This is a genomic window from Butyrivibrio sp. VCD2006 (assembly GCF_000423925.1).
Classification (GTDB): Bacteria; Bacillota; Clostridia; order Lachnospirales; family Lachnospiraceae; genus Butyrivibrio.
The window spans coordinates 127,174-144,672 of record NZ_AUIX01000002.1 but is presented as its reverse complement, the minus strand read 5'-3'; the positions used below and the strand labels follow the sequence as shown (position 1 = coordinate 144,672).

At 42.3% G+C, this 17,499-nt stretch carries 15 protein-coding genes; 1 reads left to right on the top strand and 14 read right to left on the bottom strand.

All coding sequences use genetic code 11. The features are described from left to right. Window positions 1–160 precede the first annotated feature (160 nt). The 12 genes from G586_RS0102140 to G586_RS24515 form a co-directional block, all read right to left on the bottom strand. Window positions 161–343 carry a DUF4250 domain-containing protein gene (locus G586_RS0102140; RefSeq protein ID WP_026526369.1) on the bottom strand — a complete coding sequence of 61 codons (183 nt, stop codon included), beginning with the start codon at window positions 341–343 and terminating at the stop codon, window positions 161–163. After that, a complete protein-coding gene (clpB, locus tag G586_RS0102135; RefSeq protein ID WP_026526368.1) occupies window positions 340–2,928 on the bottom strand; it encodes an ATP-dependent chaperone ClpB in 2,589 nt (862 codons plus the stop codon). Before clpB ends, G586_RS0102140 begins: the two co-directional genes overlap by 4 nt. 160 nt (window positions 2,929–3,088) lie before the next feature. Continuing rightward, the gene (gene yihA, locus G586_RS0102130; RefSeq protein ID WP_026526367.1) at window positions 3,089–3,700 is read right to left on the bottom strand and encodes a ribosome biogenesis GTP-binding protein YihA/YsxC; all 612 of its coding nucleotides are present in this window, start codon (window positions 3,698–3,700) and stop codon (window positions 3,089–3,091) included. 124 nt (window positions 3,701–3,824) lie between these two features. Continuing rightward, complete coding sequence (gene clpX / locus G586_RS0102125; RefSeq protein WP_026526366.1) at window positions 3,825–5,099, bottom strand: ATP-dependent Clp protease ATP-binding subunit ClpX; 1,275 nt, start codon at window positions 5,097–5,099, stop codon at window positions 3,825–3,827. A gap of 51 nt (window positions 5,100–5,150) precedes the next feature. Further along, window positions 5,151–5,762 carry an ATP-dependent Clp endopeptidase proteolytic subunit ClpP gene (gene clpP, locus G586_RS0102120; RefSeq protein WP_081674116.1) on the bottom strand — a complete coding sequence of 204 codons (612 nt, stop codon included), beginning with the start codon at window positions 5,760–5,762 and terminating at the stop codon, window positions 5,151–5,153. A 406-nt stretch (window positions 5,763–6,168) separates the two neighbouring features. Next, window positions 6,169–7,617 (bottom strand): trigger factor, encoded by a 1,449-nt coding sequence (gene tig / locus G586_RS21455; protein WP_035772194.1) that lies wholly within the window; start codon window positions 7,615–7,617, stop codon window positions 6,169–6,171. 279 nt (window positions 7,618–7,896) lie between these two features. Next, window positions 7,897–8,496: a hypothetical protein gene (locus tag G586_RS0102110; RefSeq protein ID WP_035772192.1), complete on the bottom strand. Its 600-nt coding sequence runs from the start codon at window positions 8,494–8,496 to the stop codon at window positions 7,897–7,899. A 355-nt stretch (window positions 8,497–8,851) separates the two neighbouring features. Next, on the bottom strand, window positions 8,852–9,403 hold the full coding sequence (locus tag G586_RS0102105; RefSeq protein ID WP_026526363.1) for a DJ-1 family glyoxalase III: 552 nt from the start codon (window positions 9,401–9,403) through the stop codon (window positions 8,852–8,854). Between the two features lie 57 nt (window positions 9,404–9,460). After that, on the bottom strand, window positions 9,461–11,041 hold the full coding sequence (locus G586_RS0102100; RefSeq protein ID WP_081674114.1) for an extracellular solute-binding protein: 1,581 nt from the start codon (window positions 11,039–11,041) through the stop codon (window positions 9,461–9,463). A 12-nt stretch (window positions 11,042–11,053) separates the two neighbouring features. After that, window positions 11,054–12,586 carry a 4-alpha-glucanotransferase gene (malQ, locus tag G586_RS0102095; protein ID WP_026526361.1) on the bottom strand — a complete coding sequence of 511 codons (1,533 nt, stop codon included), beginning with the start codon at window positions 12,584–12,586 and terminating at the stop codon, window positions 11,054–11,056. 105 nt (window positions 12,587–12,691) lie between these two features. After that, complete coding sequence (locus G586_RS0102090; protein ID WP_026526360.1) at window positions 12,692–13,618, bottom strand: carbohydrate kinase family protein; 927 nt, start codon at window positions 13,616–13,618, stop codon at window positions 12,692–12,694. Window positions 13,619–13,637: 19 nt separating this feature from the next. After that, window positions 13,638–14,240: a TetR/AcrR family transcriptional regulator gene (locus tag G586_RS24515; RefSeq protein WP_051204413.1), complete on the bottom strand. Its 603-nt coding sequence runs from the start codon at window positions 14,238–14,240 to the stop codon at window positions 13,638–13,640. A gap of 156 nt (window positions 14,241–14,396) precedes the next feature. Here G586_RS24515 and G586_RS24510 point away from each other — a divergent pair, with 156 nt between their 5' ends. Continuing rightward, window positions 14,397–14,729: a hypothetical protein gene (locus G586_RS24510; RefSeq protein ID WP_051204411.1), complete on the top strand. Its 333-nt coding sequence runs from the start codon at window positions 14,397–14,399 to the stop codon at window positions 14,727–14,729. 145 nt (window positions 14,730–14,874) lie between these two features. Here G586_RS24510 and G586_RS0102075 read toward each other — a convergent pair whose 3' ends face one another. Together G586_RS0102075 and G586_RS0102070 are read right to left on the bottom strand one after the other, a co-directional pair. Continuing rightward, on the bottom strand, window positions 14,875–15,726 hold the full coding sequence (locus G586_RS0102075) for a DUF2225 domain-containing protein (RefSeq protein WP_035772190.1): 852 nt from the start codon (window positions 15,724–15,726) through the stop codon (window positions 14,875–14,877). A 52-nt stretch (window positions 15,727–15,778) separates the two neighbouring features. Continuing rightward, a complete protein-coding gene (locus G586_RS0102070; protein ID WP_026526358.1) occupies window positions 15,779–17,440 on the bottom strand; it encodes a glutamine--tRNA ligase/YqeY domain fusion protein in 1,662 nt (553 codons plus the stop codon). Between the last annotated feature and the right edge of the window lie 59 nt (window positions 17,441–17,499).

The window sequence follows — 17,499 nt, the reverse complement described above, 5'->3', positions numbered from 1 at the left end:
ATATATTGACGAATAGCTTATCAGTAAATGCTATTAAAACTATCAGTTTTTGCCACCATCTTAGCAACAAATGAAAAGAGGATGGCAATATCTGACATCCTCTTTTTCTTAGATAATTATTTAATTTTCAGCCTATACTTCCGCTTGTATTTTCAGGAATTCATGCAAACTTATTTGCATCCGCGTTATATGTATAACCGATTCCCTCAAGCTTTTTGACTATTTCATTCAGCTCATCTTTTCCTAAATCAAGCCCCTCAGCCAAAGCTTCAAGACTCCCATAATTATCCCTAAGCTGAGTATTTATATAACTGAGTAACATTACCGGATCCTTAGGTATCATTCTCTCACCGCCTTTGCTGTAAGTTTATCTCCGTCAACATCGATTTCTATCACATCATGTGGCATAACCTTATCCTCAAGAATAAGCTTGGCTGACAAGGTCTCAACATGTTTCTGCACAAACCTCTTAACAGGTCTGGCACCATAGTTGGCATCATAGGCATTATCGGCCACAAACTGCTCTGCAGAAGCTGTAAGGCGAATACTGATCTCTCTGTCCTCAAGTCTCTTATTAAGATCATCAACAATAAGCTTAACAATGCCACTAATATTATCTTTGGTCAGCGGTTTAAAGAGAATCATCTCATCAAGTCTGTTGAGGAACTCAGGTCTAAAACACCTATGGAGCTCGTTCATGACCATATCTTCAGCCTGCTTGCTGATACTTCCGTCCTCCTGAATTCCATCAAGAAGATATGGCGCACCAATATTAGAAGTCATAATGAGGATTGTATTCTTAAAGTCCACAGTCCTTCCCTGCGAATCCGTCACACGACCATCGTCAAGAATCTGAAGAAGCACATTGAACACGTCGGGATGAGCCTTTTCCACCTCATCAAAAAGCACTACCGCATAGGGCTTTCTGCGGACAGCCTCAGTAAGCTGACCACCCTCTTCATAGCCTACATATCCGGGCGGCGCTCCGATCAATCTTGATACACTGAACTTCTCCATATACTCACTCATATCGATTCTGACAATGTTATTTTCATCATCAAAAAGTGCTGCAGCAAGGCTCTTGGCAAGCTCAGTCTTACCTACACCTGTAGGGCCAAGGAACATAAATGAACCGATTGGTTTTCCCGGATCCTTAATGCCTGCCTTGGATCTCATGATAGCCTCGGAAACCTTGGTCACAGCTTCATTCTGCCCAATAACTCTCTTGTGGAGCTCGTCCTCAAGGTGAAGAGTTTTATTTCTCTCACTCTCTGTGAGCTTTGCAACAGGAATACCTGTCCATCTGGAAATAATTCTGGCAATCTCCTCATCCGATACCTTCTCATGAACAAGGGAGATATCCTTGGAAGTAACCTTCTGCTCCTCAATTTCAAGCTGCTTTTTCAGTTCAGGAATTTTGCCGTACTGCAACTCACTGGCCTTCTCAAAATCGCCCCTTCTCTGAGCTATCGAGAACTCATTATTCGCCTTCTCGATTTCCTCTCGAAGGATCGCAAGCCTGTTTACAGCCTCTTTCTCATTGGTCCACTGTGCCTTCTGAGTATCAAATTTGTCCTTAAGGTCAGCAAGCTCCTTACGAAGATTTTCAAGCCTCTCCTTACTTAACGAATCGTCCTCATTCACCAGAGCAGCCTCTTCTATCTGCATCTGCATAATTTTACGATTCATTTCATCCAACTCTGTAGGCATCGAATCCATCTCTGTCTTAATAAGAGCGCATGCTTCATCCACAAGATCAATAGCCTTATCCGGGAGGAATCTGTCAGATATATATCTGTTACTCAAAATCGCGGCACTTACAAGCGCAGAGTCCATGATCTTCACACCATGATAAACCTCATAGCGCTCCTTAAGTCCTCTAAGAATACTGATAGTATCCTCAACTGTGGGTTCAGAAACCATAACGGGCTGAAAACGTCTCTCGAGCGCTGCATCCTTCTCAATATACTGCCTGTACTCATTAAGTGTGGTGGCACCTATGCAATGAAGCTCGCCTCTTGCAAGCATGGGTTTTAACATATTACCTGCATCCAGTGCTCCATCAGTTTTACCTGCCCCCACTATAGTGTGTAGCTCATCTATGAAAAGAATGATCTCACCATCAGACTCCTTAACGTCCTGTAAAACAGCCTTCAGACGTTCCTCAAACTCACCTCTGTACTTAGCACCTGCAACCAGAGAACCCATATCCAGTGAAAATATCTTCTTATCAGCAAGTCCCTGGGGCACATCACCCTCTGCAATTCTCTGGGCAAGAGCCTCAACCACTGCTGTCTTACCTACGCCGGGTTCACCTATAAGTACAGGATTGTTCTTGGTCTTCCTGGATAGTATTCTTATTACATTTCTGATCTCTGCATCTCTTCCGATAACAGGTTCAAGCTTTTGAGCTTTTGCCTTAGCAACCAGTTCAGTTCCATACTTTTCAAGAGTATCATATGTTGCCTCAGGATTATCCGATACAACCTTCTGATTGCCTCTTACTTCGGAAAGAGCCTGAAGGAATCTGTTCCTGTCTATTCTGAAATACTGGAATATGTTCTTGATCTCACGGTTAGGGAAACGAAGCATCGCCAGGAATATGTGCTCTACAGACACATACTCATCGCCCATTGCTCTCATCTCGTCCTCGCTCTTTAAAAGCACCTTATTAAGATCAGCTCCCACATAGGGGCTTCCTCCTTGTACCTTGGTGCGCTTATTAAGAGCTTCATCAACTCTAGCAAGAAATACCTTGATCTCAATTCCCATCTTCTCAATGAGTTTAGGAATAATGCTATCCTGTATCGTCAACAAGCTGTACAAAAGGTGCTCCTGTTCAATTTCCTGATTGCCATAGTCAACCGCTACCTTCTCCATGTTCTGGACAGCCTCAATTGATTTCTGTGTAAATCTATCAATCTTCATAACAATTACCTCACAACAAAGCCGCGAAACGCTTCAACAAATTTCTGTTCTACAACTGTTATAACACGATTATTAGCACTCGTCAATAGAGAGTGCTAATTTCTTTTTTCCATAAAAATTCCTGCTCTATCTACATACCGTAAATAGCGCAGGAATTACACTACTCCTCAGATTCCTCAGGTTTGCAGGCCTCCAAAATTTGATCCATAACCTCGTAGATTTCTTCTCTTCCGGCTTTGCTCTGGGCAGAGAAAGGAAGTACGATGCCATCTTCAGGCATTCCAAGAGTATCTTTTATCATTTTGATGTGTTTCTCATGCTGACTGGGTTTAATCTTGTCAGACTTGGTTGCGATAATTATCGGATCAGCGCCATTAGCCACGATCCATTCATACATTAGCTTATCGTTAGCAGAAGGCTCATGTCTTATATCAATAAGCAGAAAAACCTGTTTAAGCATGCGGGATTTATTCAGATAATTCTCGATCATCTTACCCCACTGCTTTTTTACAGATTCAGGAACCTTTGCAAAACCATATCCGGGAAGATCCACAAGATAAAATTCATCGTTTATGTTGTAGTAATTGATAGTCTGAGTCTTACCGGGTTCCTGACTGACTCTTGCTAAATGCTTGCGGTTCATTAGTCCGTTTATCAGTGATGACTTTCCCACATTACTCTTTCCCGCAAAAGCAAACTCCGGCTTATCATTCTGTGGAAGCTTACTTGTGATTCCGATTACTGTCTCTAAATTTACCTTCTTAATTACCATATATTCCTCACCGAGTTAATACCATCTTATACACGCCTTCGAATCAGATTCTTCCAGGCATTTTAATTATTAAAAGGCAGGGATGAAATCCATCTCTGCCTTAAATTTCAGCTCATGCCATTATTTACTTCGCAGGCTTAAGTCTCTTAGCCTCATCCTTGTACACGATAAGCGGACTGGATGTACCGCTTACAGCTTCCTCAGTAACAACACATTCTGAAATGTTGTCATCTGAAGGAATCTCGTACATAACATCCATCATAGCCTTTTCCATAATGGATCTTAGGCCTCTGGCTCCTGTCTTCCTCTCATGAGCAAGCTCTGCTATCTTATCAACAGCATCATCCTCGAAGGAAAGCTTAACATCATCAAAATCGAAGAGCTTCTGATACTGCTTAACAAGAGCATTCTTGGGCTCTGTAAGTATACGTACAAGAGCTTCCTTGTTAAGTCCCTCAAGAGTTACGCAGATCGGAACACGACCTACAAATTCAGGGATAAGTCCAAACTTGGTAAGATCCTGAGGTGTAACCTCTTTTAATACCTCACCAATTTCTCTCTCGCTCTTATCAGCAATCTCTGCATTAAATCCGATTGAGTTACGATCAAGTCTTGCCTCTACGATCTTATCAAGGCCATCAAAAGCACCGCCGCAGATAAACAGAATGTTCGATGTATCAATCTGAATAAGCTCCTGATGAGGATGCTTACGTCCACCCTGCGGAGGAACACTTGCTGTTGTACCCTCGATTATCTTAAGAAGTGCCTGCTGAACGCCTTCACCTGATACATCACGTGTGATAGAGACGTTCTCACTCTTCTTGGTTATCTTATCAATCTCATCAATGTAAACAATACCGTACTGTGCTCTCTCGACATCATAATCAGCTGCCTGAATGAGCTTAAGAAGAATATTCTCAACGTCCTCACCAACATAGCCTGCCTCTGTAAGAGTTGTGGCATCTGCGATTGCGAAAGGAACGTTAATAATCTTCGCAAGAGTCTGTGCAAGGTAAGTCTTACCTGAACCGGTGGGTCCAACCATGATGATGTTGCTCTTCTGAAGCTCAACTTCATCATCTACGCCATGAGCCTTAGGAGCCATAACGCGCTTATAATGATTGTAAACCGCAACCGAAAGAACCTTTTTTGCCTCATCCTGACCAATTACATAATCATCAAGAAAGCTCTTGATCTCAACAGGCTTGAGCAGATTGATATCTCTGTCATCGTGCTGCACAGGCTCGTCTTCAAATTCTTCCTCAATAATGTCTGCACAGATATCAACGCACTCATCACAGATATATACACCTGCAGGTCCTGCGATCAGCTTCTTTACCTGGTTCTGTGTCTTGTTACAAAATGAGCAACGAATCTCGCCGTTGTTTTTTCCTGCCATAATTTATTATTCCTTTTAAATTTAAATATCAGCTCTAAGAGCTAATTTATATTACTTATTGTCCTTATCTTCCTTGGGTCTTGACTCAATTACTGAATCGATAAGTCCGTACTCCATAGCCTCCTTAGCTGTCATCCAGTTATCTCTCTCTGTATCAGCCGCAATCTGCTCATAAGGCTTGCCTGTATTCTCTGATAAAAGAGTATTCAGTTTTTCTTTTGTACGAATGATATGCTTAGCAGCAATCTCGATCTCAGTAGCCTGTCCCTGAGTTCCTCCAAGGGGCTGGTGGATCATGATCTCTGCATTGGGAAGAGCCATACGCTTACCCTTAGCACCGCCTGCAAGAAGGAATGCACCCATACTTGCTGCCATACCGATACAGATTGTGCTTACATCACACTTGATATAATGCATTGTATCGTAGATAGCCATACCGGATGTGATCTCACCACCGGGGCTGTTAATATACATATGAATATCCTTACTGGGATCCTCTGCTTCAAGGAAAAGGAGCTGTGCAACAACAACACTGGCTGATACGGAGTTAACCTCCTCACCAAGGAATACTATACGCTCCTTCAAAAGTCTGGAATAAATATCGTATGAACGCTCACCGCGACTTGTCTGCTCTATTACATAAGGTATCAAACTCATATTCATCGCTTCCTCTCTGTTATATTTAGTATATAATACCAAATCATTATACCGCATTTTATTCATTTTGCGCAACCTTTGGAAAATGCGCCCTTTAATAAACAGTGCGATTAACTCTCGTTGCTTACGCATAATCGATTTAATCGCTCTGTTTATTTGCGGGCTTAAGTTATCTATAAGGCTGAAAGAAGGAATTCATGCTTAATCAAGGAATATCTTTTTAAACGAGAAAGACATAAATTATCCATGAGGCTGAAAAAGTGAATTCATGCTTAATCAAGGAATGTCTTATTAAACGAGAAGGACTTAGGTTATCCATAAATCTTCAAAAAATTTTTCATCCTGCTCAAGGAATATTTTATCAAACAAAAAACTCCCTGAACAAATAAGTTCAGGGAGGTGTAATTCAAAATTACTCTTCGTCCTTCTTAGCTGCTGTCTTACGTGTGCGCTTCGGCTTCTCCTCTGCTGCATCATCAGACTTCTTAGCTACAGTCTTGCGTGTGCGCTTCGGCTTCTCCTCTGCTGCATCGTCAGACTTCTTAGCTGCTGCCTTCTTTGTTGTCTTCTTAGCACCTACTTCCTTAGCGTTCTCTACAAGGAAATTAGCTGCCTTCTGAACAAGAAGATCTTCCTTAAGGCTCTTGATCTCACGGTTACCCATGAGCTCCTTAACCTTATCAGCTTCCATGCCATACTGCTTAGCCATCTTCTCAAGCTCTTCCTGAATCTCATCCTCAGAAATCTCGAACTTCTCAGCTGCAGCAACTGCCTCAAGAACAAGTCTTGACTGAATACGCTCGATAGCCTGGGGCTTAACCTGCTCAAGGAGCTGATCAACAGTGTTGCCTGTGTACTGCATATACTGCTGCATGTTCATGCCCTGATACTGAAGTCTCTGAGCGAAATCATTAACGATCTGCTTCTGCTGAGTCTCGATCATCTTCTCAGGAAGCTCCATCTCTGAATCCTCGATAACAGCCTTAACTGCTGCATCCTCACGCTTAGCCTTAGCATCTGCCTCTTTGCGCTCAGCGATCTTATTCTTTACATTTTCCTTGTACTCAGCAACTGTCTCGAACTCAGAAACATCACTTGCGAACTCATCATTAAGCTCAGGAAGCTCCTTAGTCTTGATAGCCTTAACTGTGCACTTGAATGTTGCAGCCTTACCTGCAAGATCCTCTGAGTGATAATCCTCAGGGAATGTTACGTTAACTTCGCCTTCTTTGCCGATCTCAAATCCGATGAGCTGATCTTCAAATCCGGGAATGAATGAACCTGAACCGATTGTAAGAGGATAATCTGTACCCTTACCACCTTCGAAAGCAACACCATCAACGAATCCCTCGAAGTCAAGAGTTACGATATCGTCCTTCTCTACTGCACGATCTGTAACCTCGATTGTTCTTGCGTTTCTGTTACGCTCCTGATCGATCTCAGCATCGATTTCTTCATCTGTTACATCAAGGTCCATCTTCTCAACCTCAACGCCCTTATATTTGCCAAGTTTAACCTCGGGCTTAAGAGCGACAGTAGCTGTAAAGATGAAAGGCTTACCTGCCTCAAGCTGTGTTACATCGATATCGGGATTGGAAACAACGTCCTCGCCGCACTCTTCAACAGCCTTAGGATACTCCTCGTTGATAACTTCGTTAGCTGCATCCTCGAAGAATACTTCCTTGCCGTACATGCGCTCGATCATGTGACGGGGAGCCTTACCCTTACGGAATCCGGGAATCTGAATCTTACCCTTCTGCTTGTTGTAAACCTTGTCGATAGCCTTATCAAAGTTCTCAGCTGCAACTTCGATTGTAAGCTTAGCCATGCTCTTCTCGAGCTTTTCTACTGATACGCTCATTAAAATGTTTCCTCCTATTACTACTTATAAGTAAACTGTTACACATTATTTATTCTGTGCTGTTATCTGATCGCGCAGGAAAAACCTGAATGACCTGCTCGATACCGGGCACGCATTCGCACTGAGTAATCTCGATATGCGTGTCTCTGCAAAATAAACGACCCATGCTAATATACCTCGGCACAGTCGCCTAAAGATTATAGCATAGGTCATAATTTATTTCCACATTAATTTTATGCAGTTATTTTCTCAGCTTTCGAATGCTATTACATGTCATCATCAAAGCTCTTCAGTGCTCATGTGAGCATTACTCCACCTGGTATCTCCGGTAACATCCTGATCAAACCATTCTGCAGGCTTATATACTGCCGCAGACTCCTCATCAGGGAACTCTACCTCAGCCAATACCCTTCCTTCAAAAGGCGCATCAAAAACATCAAGCTCTATCTTAATCTCTCCATCATCAACAGCACCTTTAAGCTTATTATTCTCATTTAAAAATACCTCATCAAACGCATCTGTATTTAACGGAATCAGATACCTCTTTTTTCGTATCACATTCCCATCTGCCTTCTCAACAAGATGCTCATAGGAATCCTTATCAAGGGGAAGATTATATTCTATCTTACCGATATCGGATGACCCCCTATTATCTGACAACTCGCCGTCTGCGCCGCTTCCTTCATGACCATCTCCCTCACATCCTGCGCCAAAATCTTTAAAGCTCTTATATGTCATATAATACTTCTCATCTTCTCTTCGCACCCTTATTGCCGGCACCACGTTAAGATATCCCTGCTCTATAATATGTACCGGATAACCTTCCAAATTCTCCGGCAACCTCTTAACCGTAAACTTTCTCTCTATCTCTAAACCCATACAAACCTCATTCCCTATCTGAAGATTCCGCAACGACCAATGTGTACCATTCACGCAATTGCTGCAAGTAACATATTCTATCACGTGTATCACAAATTGTAAGTCCCTCGCTTTGGCTGAAGAAGTAATATTCGAATCCGTATTGCGGATGTCAGGACTATATATGAAATACTTTGCGAGCTATGAACCACGGAAATGAGACCAATCAATCCCAAGTGCCCTTGCACGCAGGGATTGATGATTTGGGCTCATTGAAGTGTACGGTTCAACGCGAGCAAATATTGCATATATAGACCTGTCAGACGCAATATGGATCGAATTATTATATACAACCAAAGTGAGGGACCTGTAATTCTTATACCCGGAAGACAATTTTCTTGCCAAGTTCTGTGGCAGCATCCTCCCCGCAGAAGCGGGCAACGATTGCAAGACCGAAAGGAATAGCTGTACCCATTCCACGGCTTGTGAGGATGTGTCCATCAATTGTGGTCTCTGACATCTGAACATCAGCGCCTTTAAGCTCACCCTCAAGCCCCGGGAAAACACAAGCCTTTTTACCCTGAAGAAGTCCGGCTCTGCCAAACACTCCGGGAGCAGCGCAAATAGCACTGATAAACTTACCTGCAGCATCAAAAGCACGAACCTGCTCCATCAGCTTTTCGGTCTTCTCAAGATTAGTGGTTCCGGGCATTCCTCCCGGAAGTACCAGCATATCCATCTCATCAAAGTTTACATCTTCCAAAAGCTTATCTGCTTTCACTTCAATGCCATGGGATCCTGTAACGCTAAGGTTCCCCATAACAGATACCATATCTATGTTAAGAGATGCTCTTCGGCACAGATCAACAACAGTAAGTGCCTCGATCTCTTCGAAACCATCTGCAAGAAAAATCGCTATATTTGCCATTTCAAACTCCTTTTCATAAAAACATTTTTTCCTCAGGTAATGCCATTTACCATAAAATCAATTGCCAAACTTAAGCTTTCCGCTGTCGTATGCTTCTGCTCTTTCATCCAGCACTTCCTGAAGTCCCATATCAATCAACCTCTTATACTCGGTCTTCTGCAATTTATCAAAGCCATCTCTGGGACAGCAAATAAGATTATATGCATACTCAACCAGTGCAACATCCAGATCTACGGAGTATTTCACCTCAGACTCAAGTACTGTACTGGATGTAGGAAAATCAAACTGATCCGTCACACAGACATCATAGAATCCTTCAAACCATGAAGGCTCTTCCCATGGACAATTCTCTGTCCACAAAGATACCAGCGCTTCTTTTTTATCAACAAAATCAAAGTGCTCGTTTACTATGCAATAATCTGTCGGATTTCCGGGATATCCAAGGGCAAAAAGCTGCTCCTTTGACATTGTCATAGCTGCACCCGATTCAGTTTCATCATGATCAGGCGTGAAATTTACCATTTCTGCATTATTAGGATCCGCAAGCCAATTGAGATATTTAATTGCTGCATCTGTTTTACCCTTACTGGTTGCAGGAACCATAACATACATTCCATAATCAGGTTCCGCAACATTCCTATAGCTGCCATCCTCGAGATCAAAACAAATCAGAGGATCAAGCTCAATTGTAGGATCTTTTTCTTTAAGCATCGAAACATATGTGAATGGTGAAGTAGCCTCGTCCACAATAAATCCTACTTTCCCGGACTCAACATCTTCAACATATTTTGAATTATCCGAATCCGCCGTGAAATCAAGCGAAATGATTCCGTCATTATATAGCCTGTTCAGCTCTCTCAGACCTTCCACTGCTCCATCAGCAACAACCATATATCTTTCGGAGTAAATATATGCATCCCTTTCGGAGAGATTCTCAACATAGGAATTTACAAAGCCCTGATAAAATCTCTCTGAATGAACATCTCCGCCCATTCCCCAAGGAATTACACCATTAACATTACCGGGATTCTTTTCCTTGACTGCATAGAGAAACTCAATAAGCTCGTCTTTATTCTTAGGGACACTAAGCCCTAAGTCATCACACCAGTCTTTTCTTATATAAGCTGCATGGCGCGGTCCCTTAAAGCCTCTTCTTTTCATAACAGCGACCTGCAGGTCGTTGTAGCTTCCCATGTACTGAATACTACCGGTATATTCTTTAATATTATCCCCATATTTTTCCAGGGACTCAGTCAGGTCAGCAACCTTACCCTGCTTAGTCATATAGCCAAACACAGATGAAGAATAGGAAAAAATTATATCAGGAGCGATTCCCTCATCAACCATCTTCTTTATGGTCTCATCGGAAGTTGATCTGCTGACTGAAACGAAATGTACGTCTATCCCGCACTCTTCCTTTACTTTTCCTCTTATCCAGTTCGCAAGCGTATTGTCATCAGCGGTATATCCTTCAGGCAAACTGCCACGATCCCACACCATACATGTAATGCTGTTGAGGTCATCTAAAGACGACGAATTTACACCGGCATTCTGATCCTCAAAAGCAGAACACCCTATACATGTCGTCAAAAATGATGCTGTTAACAATACGCTTAAAGCCCGGGATAATTTACTCATAATAGATCCTCGTCAGTCAGCGCATCTACCGTAGGTCTTCGCCATATCATGCATTCTTTCTGCCAGTTCATCGGTAAGCACGCCGCTCTTCATTCTCCAGGTCCAGTTCTTTCCAAGTGTTGAAGGGATATTTATTCTCGCTTCTTTACCAAGCTCAAGGTAATCCTGAATAGGAATTATCGCAGTATCCGAAACACTCGCCATTGTAGCGCGGATAAACTCCCATACTATTCCTTTGTTGGACTTGATATTAAGGTACTTTTTCGCAAAACGCTTATCCTCCCTCGGGATTGTGTTAAACCATCCCAAAGTAGTGTCATTGTCATGCGTCCCCGTGTAAACTATACTGTTCTTCACGTAATTGTGAGGCAGATAGTCGCTCTCCTCCCTTGCATCAAACGCAAACTGTAAAATTTTCATTCCCGGGAATCCGGTTCTCTTTACAAGTGCTATAACCGAAGGTGTGAGATATCCCAAATCCTCAGCGATAACTCTCAACGTTCCAAGCTCTTTTTTCATTGTATCAAAAAGCTTGTATCCCGGGCCCTTTACCCACTGTCCGTTCTCCGCAGTAGGTTCACCGAAAGGTATTGAATAGTATTCATCAAAACCGCGGAAATGGTCAATTCTTATAACATCGTAAAGCTCGTAGCAGCTCTTTATTCGGTTTATCCACCATTTAAAGCCTGTCTTTTCATGATAATCCCATTTATAAAGCGGATTGCCCCATAGCTGTCCTGTTCTTGCAAAGGAATCCGGAGGACAACCTGCAACTGCTATCGGAAGGTTCTTCTTATCCAGCTGGAAAAGCTTGGGATTTGCCCAGGTGTCAGCTGAGTCAAAGGCAACATATATCGGAATATCACCGATAATATCTATCTTTTTGCTGTTGGCATAAGCCTTAAGCTCAAACCACTGCTTCATGAAGATAAACTGTTCAAACTCATAAAGCCCGATTCTGTCAGCATGCTTTGTTCTGGCAGCCTCCATGGCATCCTTTTTCCTAAGTCTTATATCCTCCGGCCACTCAACCCAGCTAAGTCCGTCGTAGCGCTTCTTAAGTGCCATGTAAAGAGCATAATCCGGAAGCCAGTCTGAATGTTTCTTAACAAAAGCATCGAACTCCTTCTTAAGCTCAGGCTTTGGCTTCTTCTTACTGTTCTCAGAAAGTCCGCTGTTTACATATGCGGTGTAGAGCACAAGATCACGCGCCTTAAAAAGTCGCTCATAGTTGATGTACTCCTCATCAGTACCAAAGTTTACCTTATCAACATCTTCCTTCTTCAAAAAGCCCATTTCTATAAGCTTCTCAAGATCTATAAAGTACGGATTTCCCGCATAAGTAGAGAATGACTGGTAAGGCGAATCTCCATAGCTTGTCGGGCCAAGTGGCAGTATCTGCCAGTAGCTCTGACCGGATTTTTCAAGAAAATCCACAAACTCGTAGGCCTCCTTTGAAAAAGCACCAATACCATACTTGGACGGTAAGCTGAATATAGGCATCAGCACGCCACATCTTCTTTTACTCTGTTCTTTCTTAGCCATCTTTAAATATCCTTTTCTATTTTTTGTAGAAAACGTTTTCACTGTGTACAGTATATGATTATGCACATTTTTCCGGGCGAAAGCAATACTCTAATTGAGTAATTATCATAGTCCGTTATCTCGGATACCCCAGATGAGATTACGCCACTGAGCAACCTGTTCTGTGGTCATGAAGCCGTTTGAAGTTCCCATATAGCCAATCTTGTAGGATGAGAACAGCAATGCATTTTTTATTGAATTAACTGAATCCTCAGTCTCCTGATAGTAATGAAGGAAGCATGCAAACAGCGCATTACCTGCACCGACTGTATTAACAATTTCATTTGTCTTTACAGTCTTGTAATCAGCAATAAACTCTCCCTTTTTATCAAAGAGAATAACACCCTTGGAGCCACGGCCCATTATTATAATTTCCGTGCCATAGGTCTTACTTATACCTCTGATAAAGTCATAGGGATCCTCTTCAAGCTGATCGTCCGAGAAATACAGAATTGAAGCCGCATCAAGGAAATCTCTGTTATACTTTTCCTTTTCCCTGCAGAAATTACGGATGTTAACCGCAACCTTTTTCCCATGCTCTGCAGCTGCTATCGCAAATGGTCTGCAGAAATTAGCATTAGCAAGGACCACCATGTCAGCCCAGCCGGCAAGAGGAGCAAACATGGACATATCATAGACCTTATCTCGAAGGTCCTTGATATCCTCAAAAATCTGTCTCCTTCGCTCCTTGTCATAGAGAATCACACAATTAGGTGTTTCTTCCATCATCTGGACAACATACTTGGTAGAAAGCTCTATCTTTGTTCCCGGAGGGTTCAGGTCACTAACTGACTTATCCCTTCCGATGATCGACATGAATTCCACCTCATCGCCAAGCCATCTGAGCGCAAGCGATTCATTGTAAGCATCGCCTCCAAGTCCCGTATAAATTGAATTGACCTCTGTCGTAAGCGGTGCATACTCAATCGGAACCTTGTTGACTCTTACAATTGTCTCAACCTGTGTGATACCTGCTACTACGAATTTTCCCATGTGTGCCTCCTTATTTTAATCAATCATAAGTCACAGCGCGGAGCATATTCATATGCTTCATTACCTCTTCAAAGTAGTCCTCCGGTTGAAAAATCCCTTCCCGGAACATTTTTTCCAATATTTCTTTGCTTATCATTTCTATCATGTCACCCACAATCTGGTAGTTGGCTTCAGGTTTAAACCTGGTGATATCTCCCCTTTCCAGAATGCTGTGCATCATAGCTTCATAACCTTCGCGGGTCTGCAGAATAGCAGAAGCGGCTTCCGGCGTATCCTCAGCCTGAGCCTTATATAAAAACAGCTTAATGTAGGGATACTGCTGCATGCAGATTGATAATACCTTTTCAATTTCCTCTCTTATGGTGAAAAAATCGGTGATGTCACCGGATATGGCAGCACGTATTTCCAAATTGATAACACGAATACTGTAGTCATAGACAAACTGATAGAGCCCCAGTTTAGTTTCAAAGTAATGAAAAATCAGTCCCTTGCTTATACCCGCCAATTTGACAATATCATCCGTACTGGCATGGATATAACCGCCGAGAGCAAAGCTTCTCAGCGCAGCGTTGATAATACGATCCTGTTTTTCTTTCTTAAGGTCAAAAAATTTCTCGTTCATTAAAAACGCGTCTCCTAAAATTGACCAGACTAGTCCACTTAAATATAGCATTTTGGGCTTATTTTTACAACATTTTACAGTCAAATGCTTTTCTTATCAGACGATTTGTATTAAAATAAATTTTGCAATATGAAATTCTCTTGCGAGGAGGGTAAAATGTCTAAACATTTTGGAAGAATTATTTTGTTTGCAGCTGCTGTCGGTGCTGCTGCAGCCGGAGTCTATTATTATCTTACTCAGAAGGACACAGCTCTTGCTGATGATTTTGATGATTATGACGATTTTGATGAACTTGACGATTTCGAGGACGATGACACAGGAAGTCCTTTTAAACGCCGCTATGTGAACCTTAGCGGATCAGAAGAGGAGTCTGAAACCACCGCTTCTACAGAAGAAAATGAGAGCGTTCCCGATAAAACCGAGGAATTCTTTGACGATGACGAAGATGATGATATTGGCGACCTCAAGAAAATTGATGGAGCTCTTTAATTTATTAAAGTTTTCTAAAATAACAAAAGTGCCGGATTTTTCTTCGGCACTTTTTTATTTTATTAACTTTAAAGGACGTTCCGCTCTCGCTATGCTCGCCGGAACACTCTGAAGCACTAAGCTCGTTAAAACCTCGCTAAGTGCTTCAGGCTTCTGCCTTCTTCTTGGCTTCCGCAACCATATCCTTCAATTCCTTTGCTTTATCCTTGATCCTGGAATTGGCAACTCTGGAACCGATGATATTAGAAATCATCCTATTAGCCAAATCGTAGTCTCCAACTTCCATTCCGATAGCAGCCATGAGGTAATCTGTTGTTGTCTGATCCATTCCTGCAATCTGGGTTTCACTCTGTCTGGCAATAACAAATCCATCGAGAGCCTTCTGTAAAAGTTCCTTCTCCTCAGCCTCATTGGCCTTTTTCTTCTCGGCATAATCCGGAGCAGACGGATCAAGATGCTCAGTCTCTCCCCTTATAAGCCATGCCATCTTAAGACAGATGTAAGCCTTCTCTGAGTTCTTGGATTTCTTGACCATAGCGGTAGCTATAGCAAGCTCATAGCGCATCCGGGCTTCCGCATAGCTATAGGTCTTATCCCCAAATTCCTGCTTTTTGTAGTTAGCACTTATCTTGTTCTTAACCTCATCAATCTGGAATTTGGTAAGATTTCCGAAGTACTTAGCAAGTACTGAATAACCACATTCAGGGCAGGTAACAACCTCATATTTACTGGGATCCATCTCAGCATATACCGGTCTAAGATCAACATCCTGACTCTTCATTCTGACCTTACCTGATCTTAATGTTTTCACATTAAACTCAGCCTCACAGATAGGACAGGTATATTTCTTGTCAAAAAGAAGTGTCTCCTCATTAAATACTACAGGAGGCTTTTTTTCTTCTTGTTTCTTGACTTCCTTCTTTTTAGGATCCTCATAAAGCTCTTCATCTTCTAATGCGCCAAGTCCAAATTTCTTTAAACCATCCAGAAATCCCATGATAATACCCCTCATATGTCATAAAATCATGTTGCTAACAACAGTTACAGTGTTATGCTTTCGGCAGTACAAAAGAACTCTTCAGAGAAACTATTCTGTTAAATACAGGTGCTCCATACTTGGAGTCCTTGCTGTCAACACAGAAGAATCCATTTCTCACAAATTGGAATTTATCATAAGCCTTAGACTCCATGAGCTCAGGCTCAAACTTCGCATTCTTAATCACGGTGATAGAATTGGGATTGAGGTTCAGTGAACCGTCCTCGTTGTATACACCCTTTTCCTCATCAATGATGTTTTCATAGAGACGAACCTCTGCCTCTCCGCACTTATCAGCGGATACCCAATGGATCGTTCCCTTGACCTTTCTACCATCCGGGCTGTCTCCGCCCTTTGTCTCAGGATCGTATGTACAATGGATTTCAGTAACCACACCGTTTTCATCCTTAACACAGCCTGTGCAGGTTACGAAATATGCGTTCATGAGACGAACTTCATTTCCGGGGAAAAGTCTGAAGTATTTCTTCGGAGGCTCCTCCATAAAGTCCTCTCTCTCAATCCAAAGCTCTCTGCCAAAAGGAATCTCTCTGTTTCCGAGCTCAGGTGCCTCCTTGTTATTCTCGATAGGAAGCATCTCAACCTGACCCTCCGGATAATTGTCAATTACAAGCTTAACCGGATCAAGTATCGCCATCATTCTCTTAGCCTTGGGCTTAAGATCTTCACGGATGCAATACTCAAGCATTGCATAATCAGCTGTTGAATTAGCCTTACTGATACCGCAGAGCTCTACAAATTTCTGAATAGACTCAGGTGTAAAGCCACGACGTCTAAGTGCTGCTATTGAAACAAGTCTGGGATCATCCCATCCATCAACTATGCCATCTTCAACAAGCTTTTTGATATATCTCTTACCGGTTACCACATTCTGCAGATAGAGCTTTGCAAACTCAATCTGTCTCGGCGGATTCTCGTATTCGCATTCGATTTTAACCCAGTCATAAAGCGGTCTGTGATCCTCGAACTCAAGAGTACAGATAGAATGTGTAATTCCCTCCTCTGCATCCTCAATAGGATGAGCAAAGTCATACATCGGGTAAATGCACCACTTATCACCTGTACGGGCATGAGTCATATGTGCAACTCTGTAAATGATCGGATCACGCATGTTTATATTAGGTGATGCCATATCAATCTTGGCTCTCAGAGTCATCGCACCATCAGCTACGCTTCCGCTCTTCATCTCTTCAAAAAGTCTTAAATTCTCTTCAACACTTCTGTCCCTGTTAGGATCATTTTTACCGGGTTCAGTAAGTGTACCTCTGTACTCACGCATCTCCTCGGCAGTGAGCTCAGAAACATATGCCTTACCCTTTTTAATAAGCTTTACTGCATTCTCATACATCTTATCAAAGTAATCGGATGCATGAAAAAGTCTGTCCTCGTAATCAGCACCAAGCCAGTTCACATCCTCAATAATAGCGTCCATGAACTCTGACTTCTCTTTGGTGGGGTTTGTATCATCAAATCTCATATTGAACTTACCGTTGTACTCCTTGGCAAGTCCGTAGTTTAAGAGAATACTCTTTGCGTGTCCTATATGTAAAAAGCCGTTTGGCTCCGGAGGAAATCTGGTAACTACGTGATCGTATACCCCCTCCTTCAGGTCCTTGTCGATCTCCTGCTCAATAAAATTCCTTGATTCTTCTGACATTTTTAATTCTTCCAACTTTCTATTTATGTATGTAACTAAGAGAAAACCCTAAGTTTTCT

Excerpts from the sequence above, each read along its gene's own strand:
- tig (WP_035772194.1), bottom strand. The coding sequence starts at position 7,617 with ATGAGCGTATCAGTAGAAAAGCTCGAGAAGAGCATGGCTAAGCTTACA.
- G586_RS24510 (WP_051204411.1), top strand. The coding sequence starts at position 14,397 with ATGTCTAAACATTTTGGAAGAATTATTTTGTTTGCAGCTGCTGTCGGT.
- yihA (WP_026526367.1), bottom strand. The coding sequence starts at position 3,700 with ATGGTAATTAAGAAGGTAAATTTAGAGACAGTAATCGGAATCACAAGT.
- malQ (WP_026526361.1), bottom strand. The coding sequence starts at position 12,586 with ATGGCTAAGAAAGAACAGAGTAAAAGAAGATGTGGCGTGCTGATGCCT.
- clpB (WP_026526368.1), bottom strand. The coding sequence starts at position 2,928 with ATGAAGATTGATAGATTTACACAGAAATCAATTGAGGCTGTCCAGAAC.
- clpX (WP_026526366.1), bottom strand. The coding sequence starts at position 5,099 with ATGGCAGGAAAAAACAACGGCGAGATTCGTTGCTCATTTTGTAACAAG.
- G586_RS0102075 (WP_035772190.1), bottom strand. The coding sequence starts at position 15,726 with ATGGGATTTCTGGATGGTTTAAAGAAATTTGGACTTGGCGCATTAGAA.
- G586_RS0102090 (WP_026526360.1), bottom strand. The coding sequence starts at position 13,618 with ATGGGAAAATTCGTAGTAGCAGGTATCACACAGGTTGAGACAATTGTA.
- G586_RS0102105 (WP_026526363.1), bottom strand. The coding sequence starts at position 9,403 with ATGGCAAATATAGCGATTTTTCTTGCAGATGGTTTCGAAGAGATCGAG.
- G586_RS0102110 (WP_035772192.1), bottom strand. The coding sequence starts at position 8,496 with ATGGGTTTAGAGATAGAGAGAAAGTTTACGGTTAAGAGGTTGCCGGAG.
- G586_RS24515 (WP_051204413.1), bottom strand. The coding sequence starts at position 14,240 with ATGAACGAGAAATTTTTTGACCTTAAGAAAGAAAAACAGGATCGTATT.
- G586_RS0102100 (WP_081674114.1), bottom strand. The coding sequence starts at position 11,041 with ATGAGTAAATTATCCCGGGCTTTAAGCGTATTGTTAACAGCATCATTT.
- G586_RS0102140 (WP_026526369.1), bottom strand. The coding sequence starts at position 343 with ATGATACCTAAGGATCCGGTAATGTTACTCAGTTATATAAATACTCAG.
- G586_RS0102070 (WP_026526358.1), bottom strand. The coding sequence starts at position 17,440 with ATGTCAGAAGAATCAAGGAATTTTATTGAGCAGGAGATCGACAAGGAC.
- clpP (WP_081674116.1), bottom strand. The coding sequence starts at position 5,762 with ATGAATATGAGTTTGATACCTTATGTAATAGAGCAGACAAGTCGCGGT.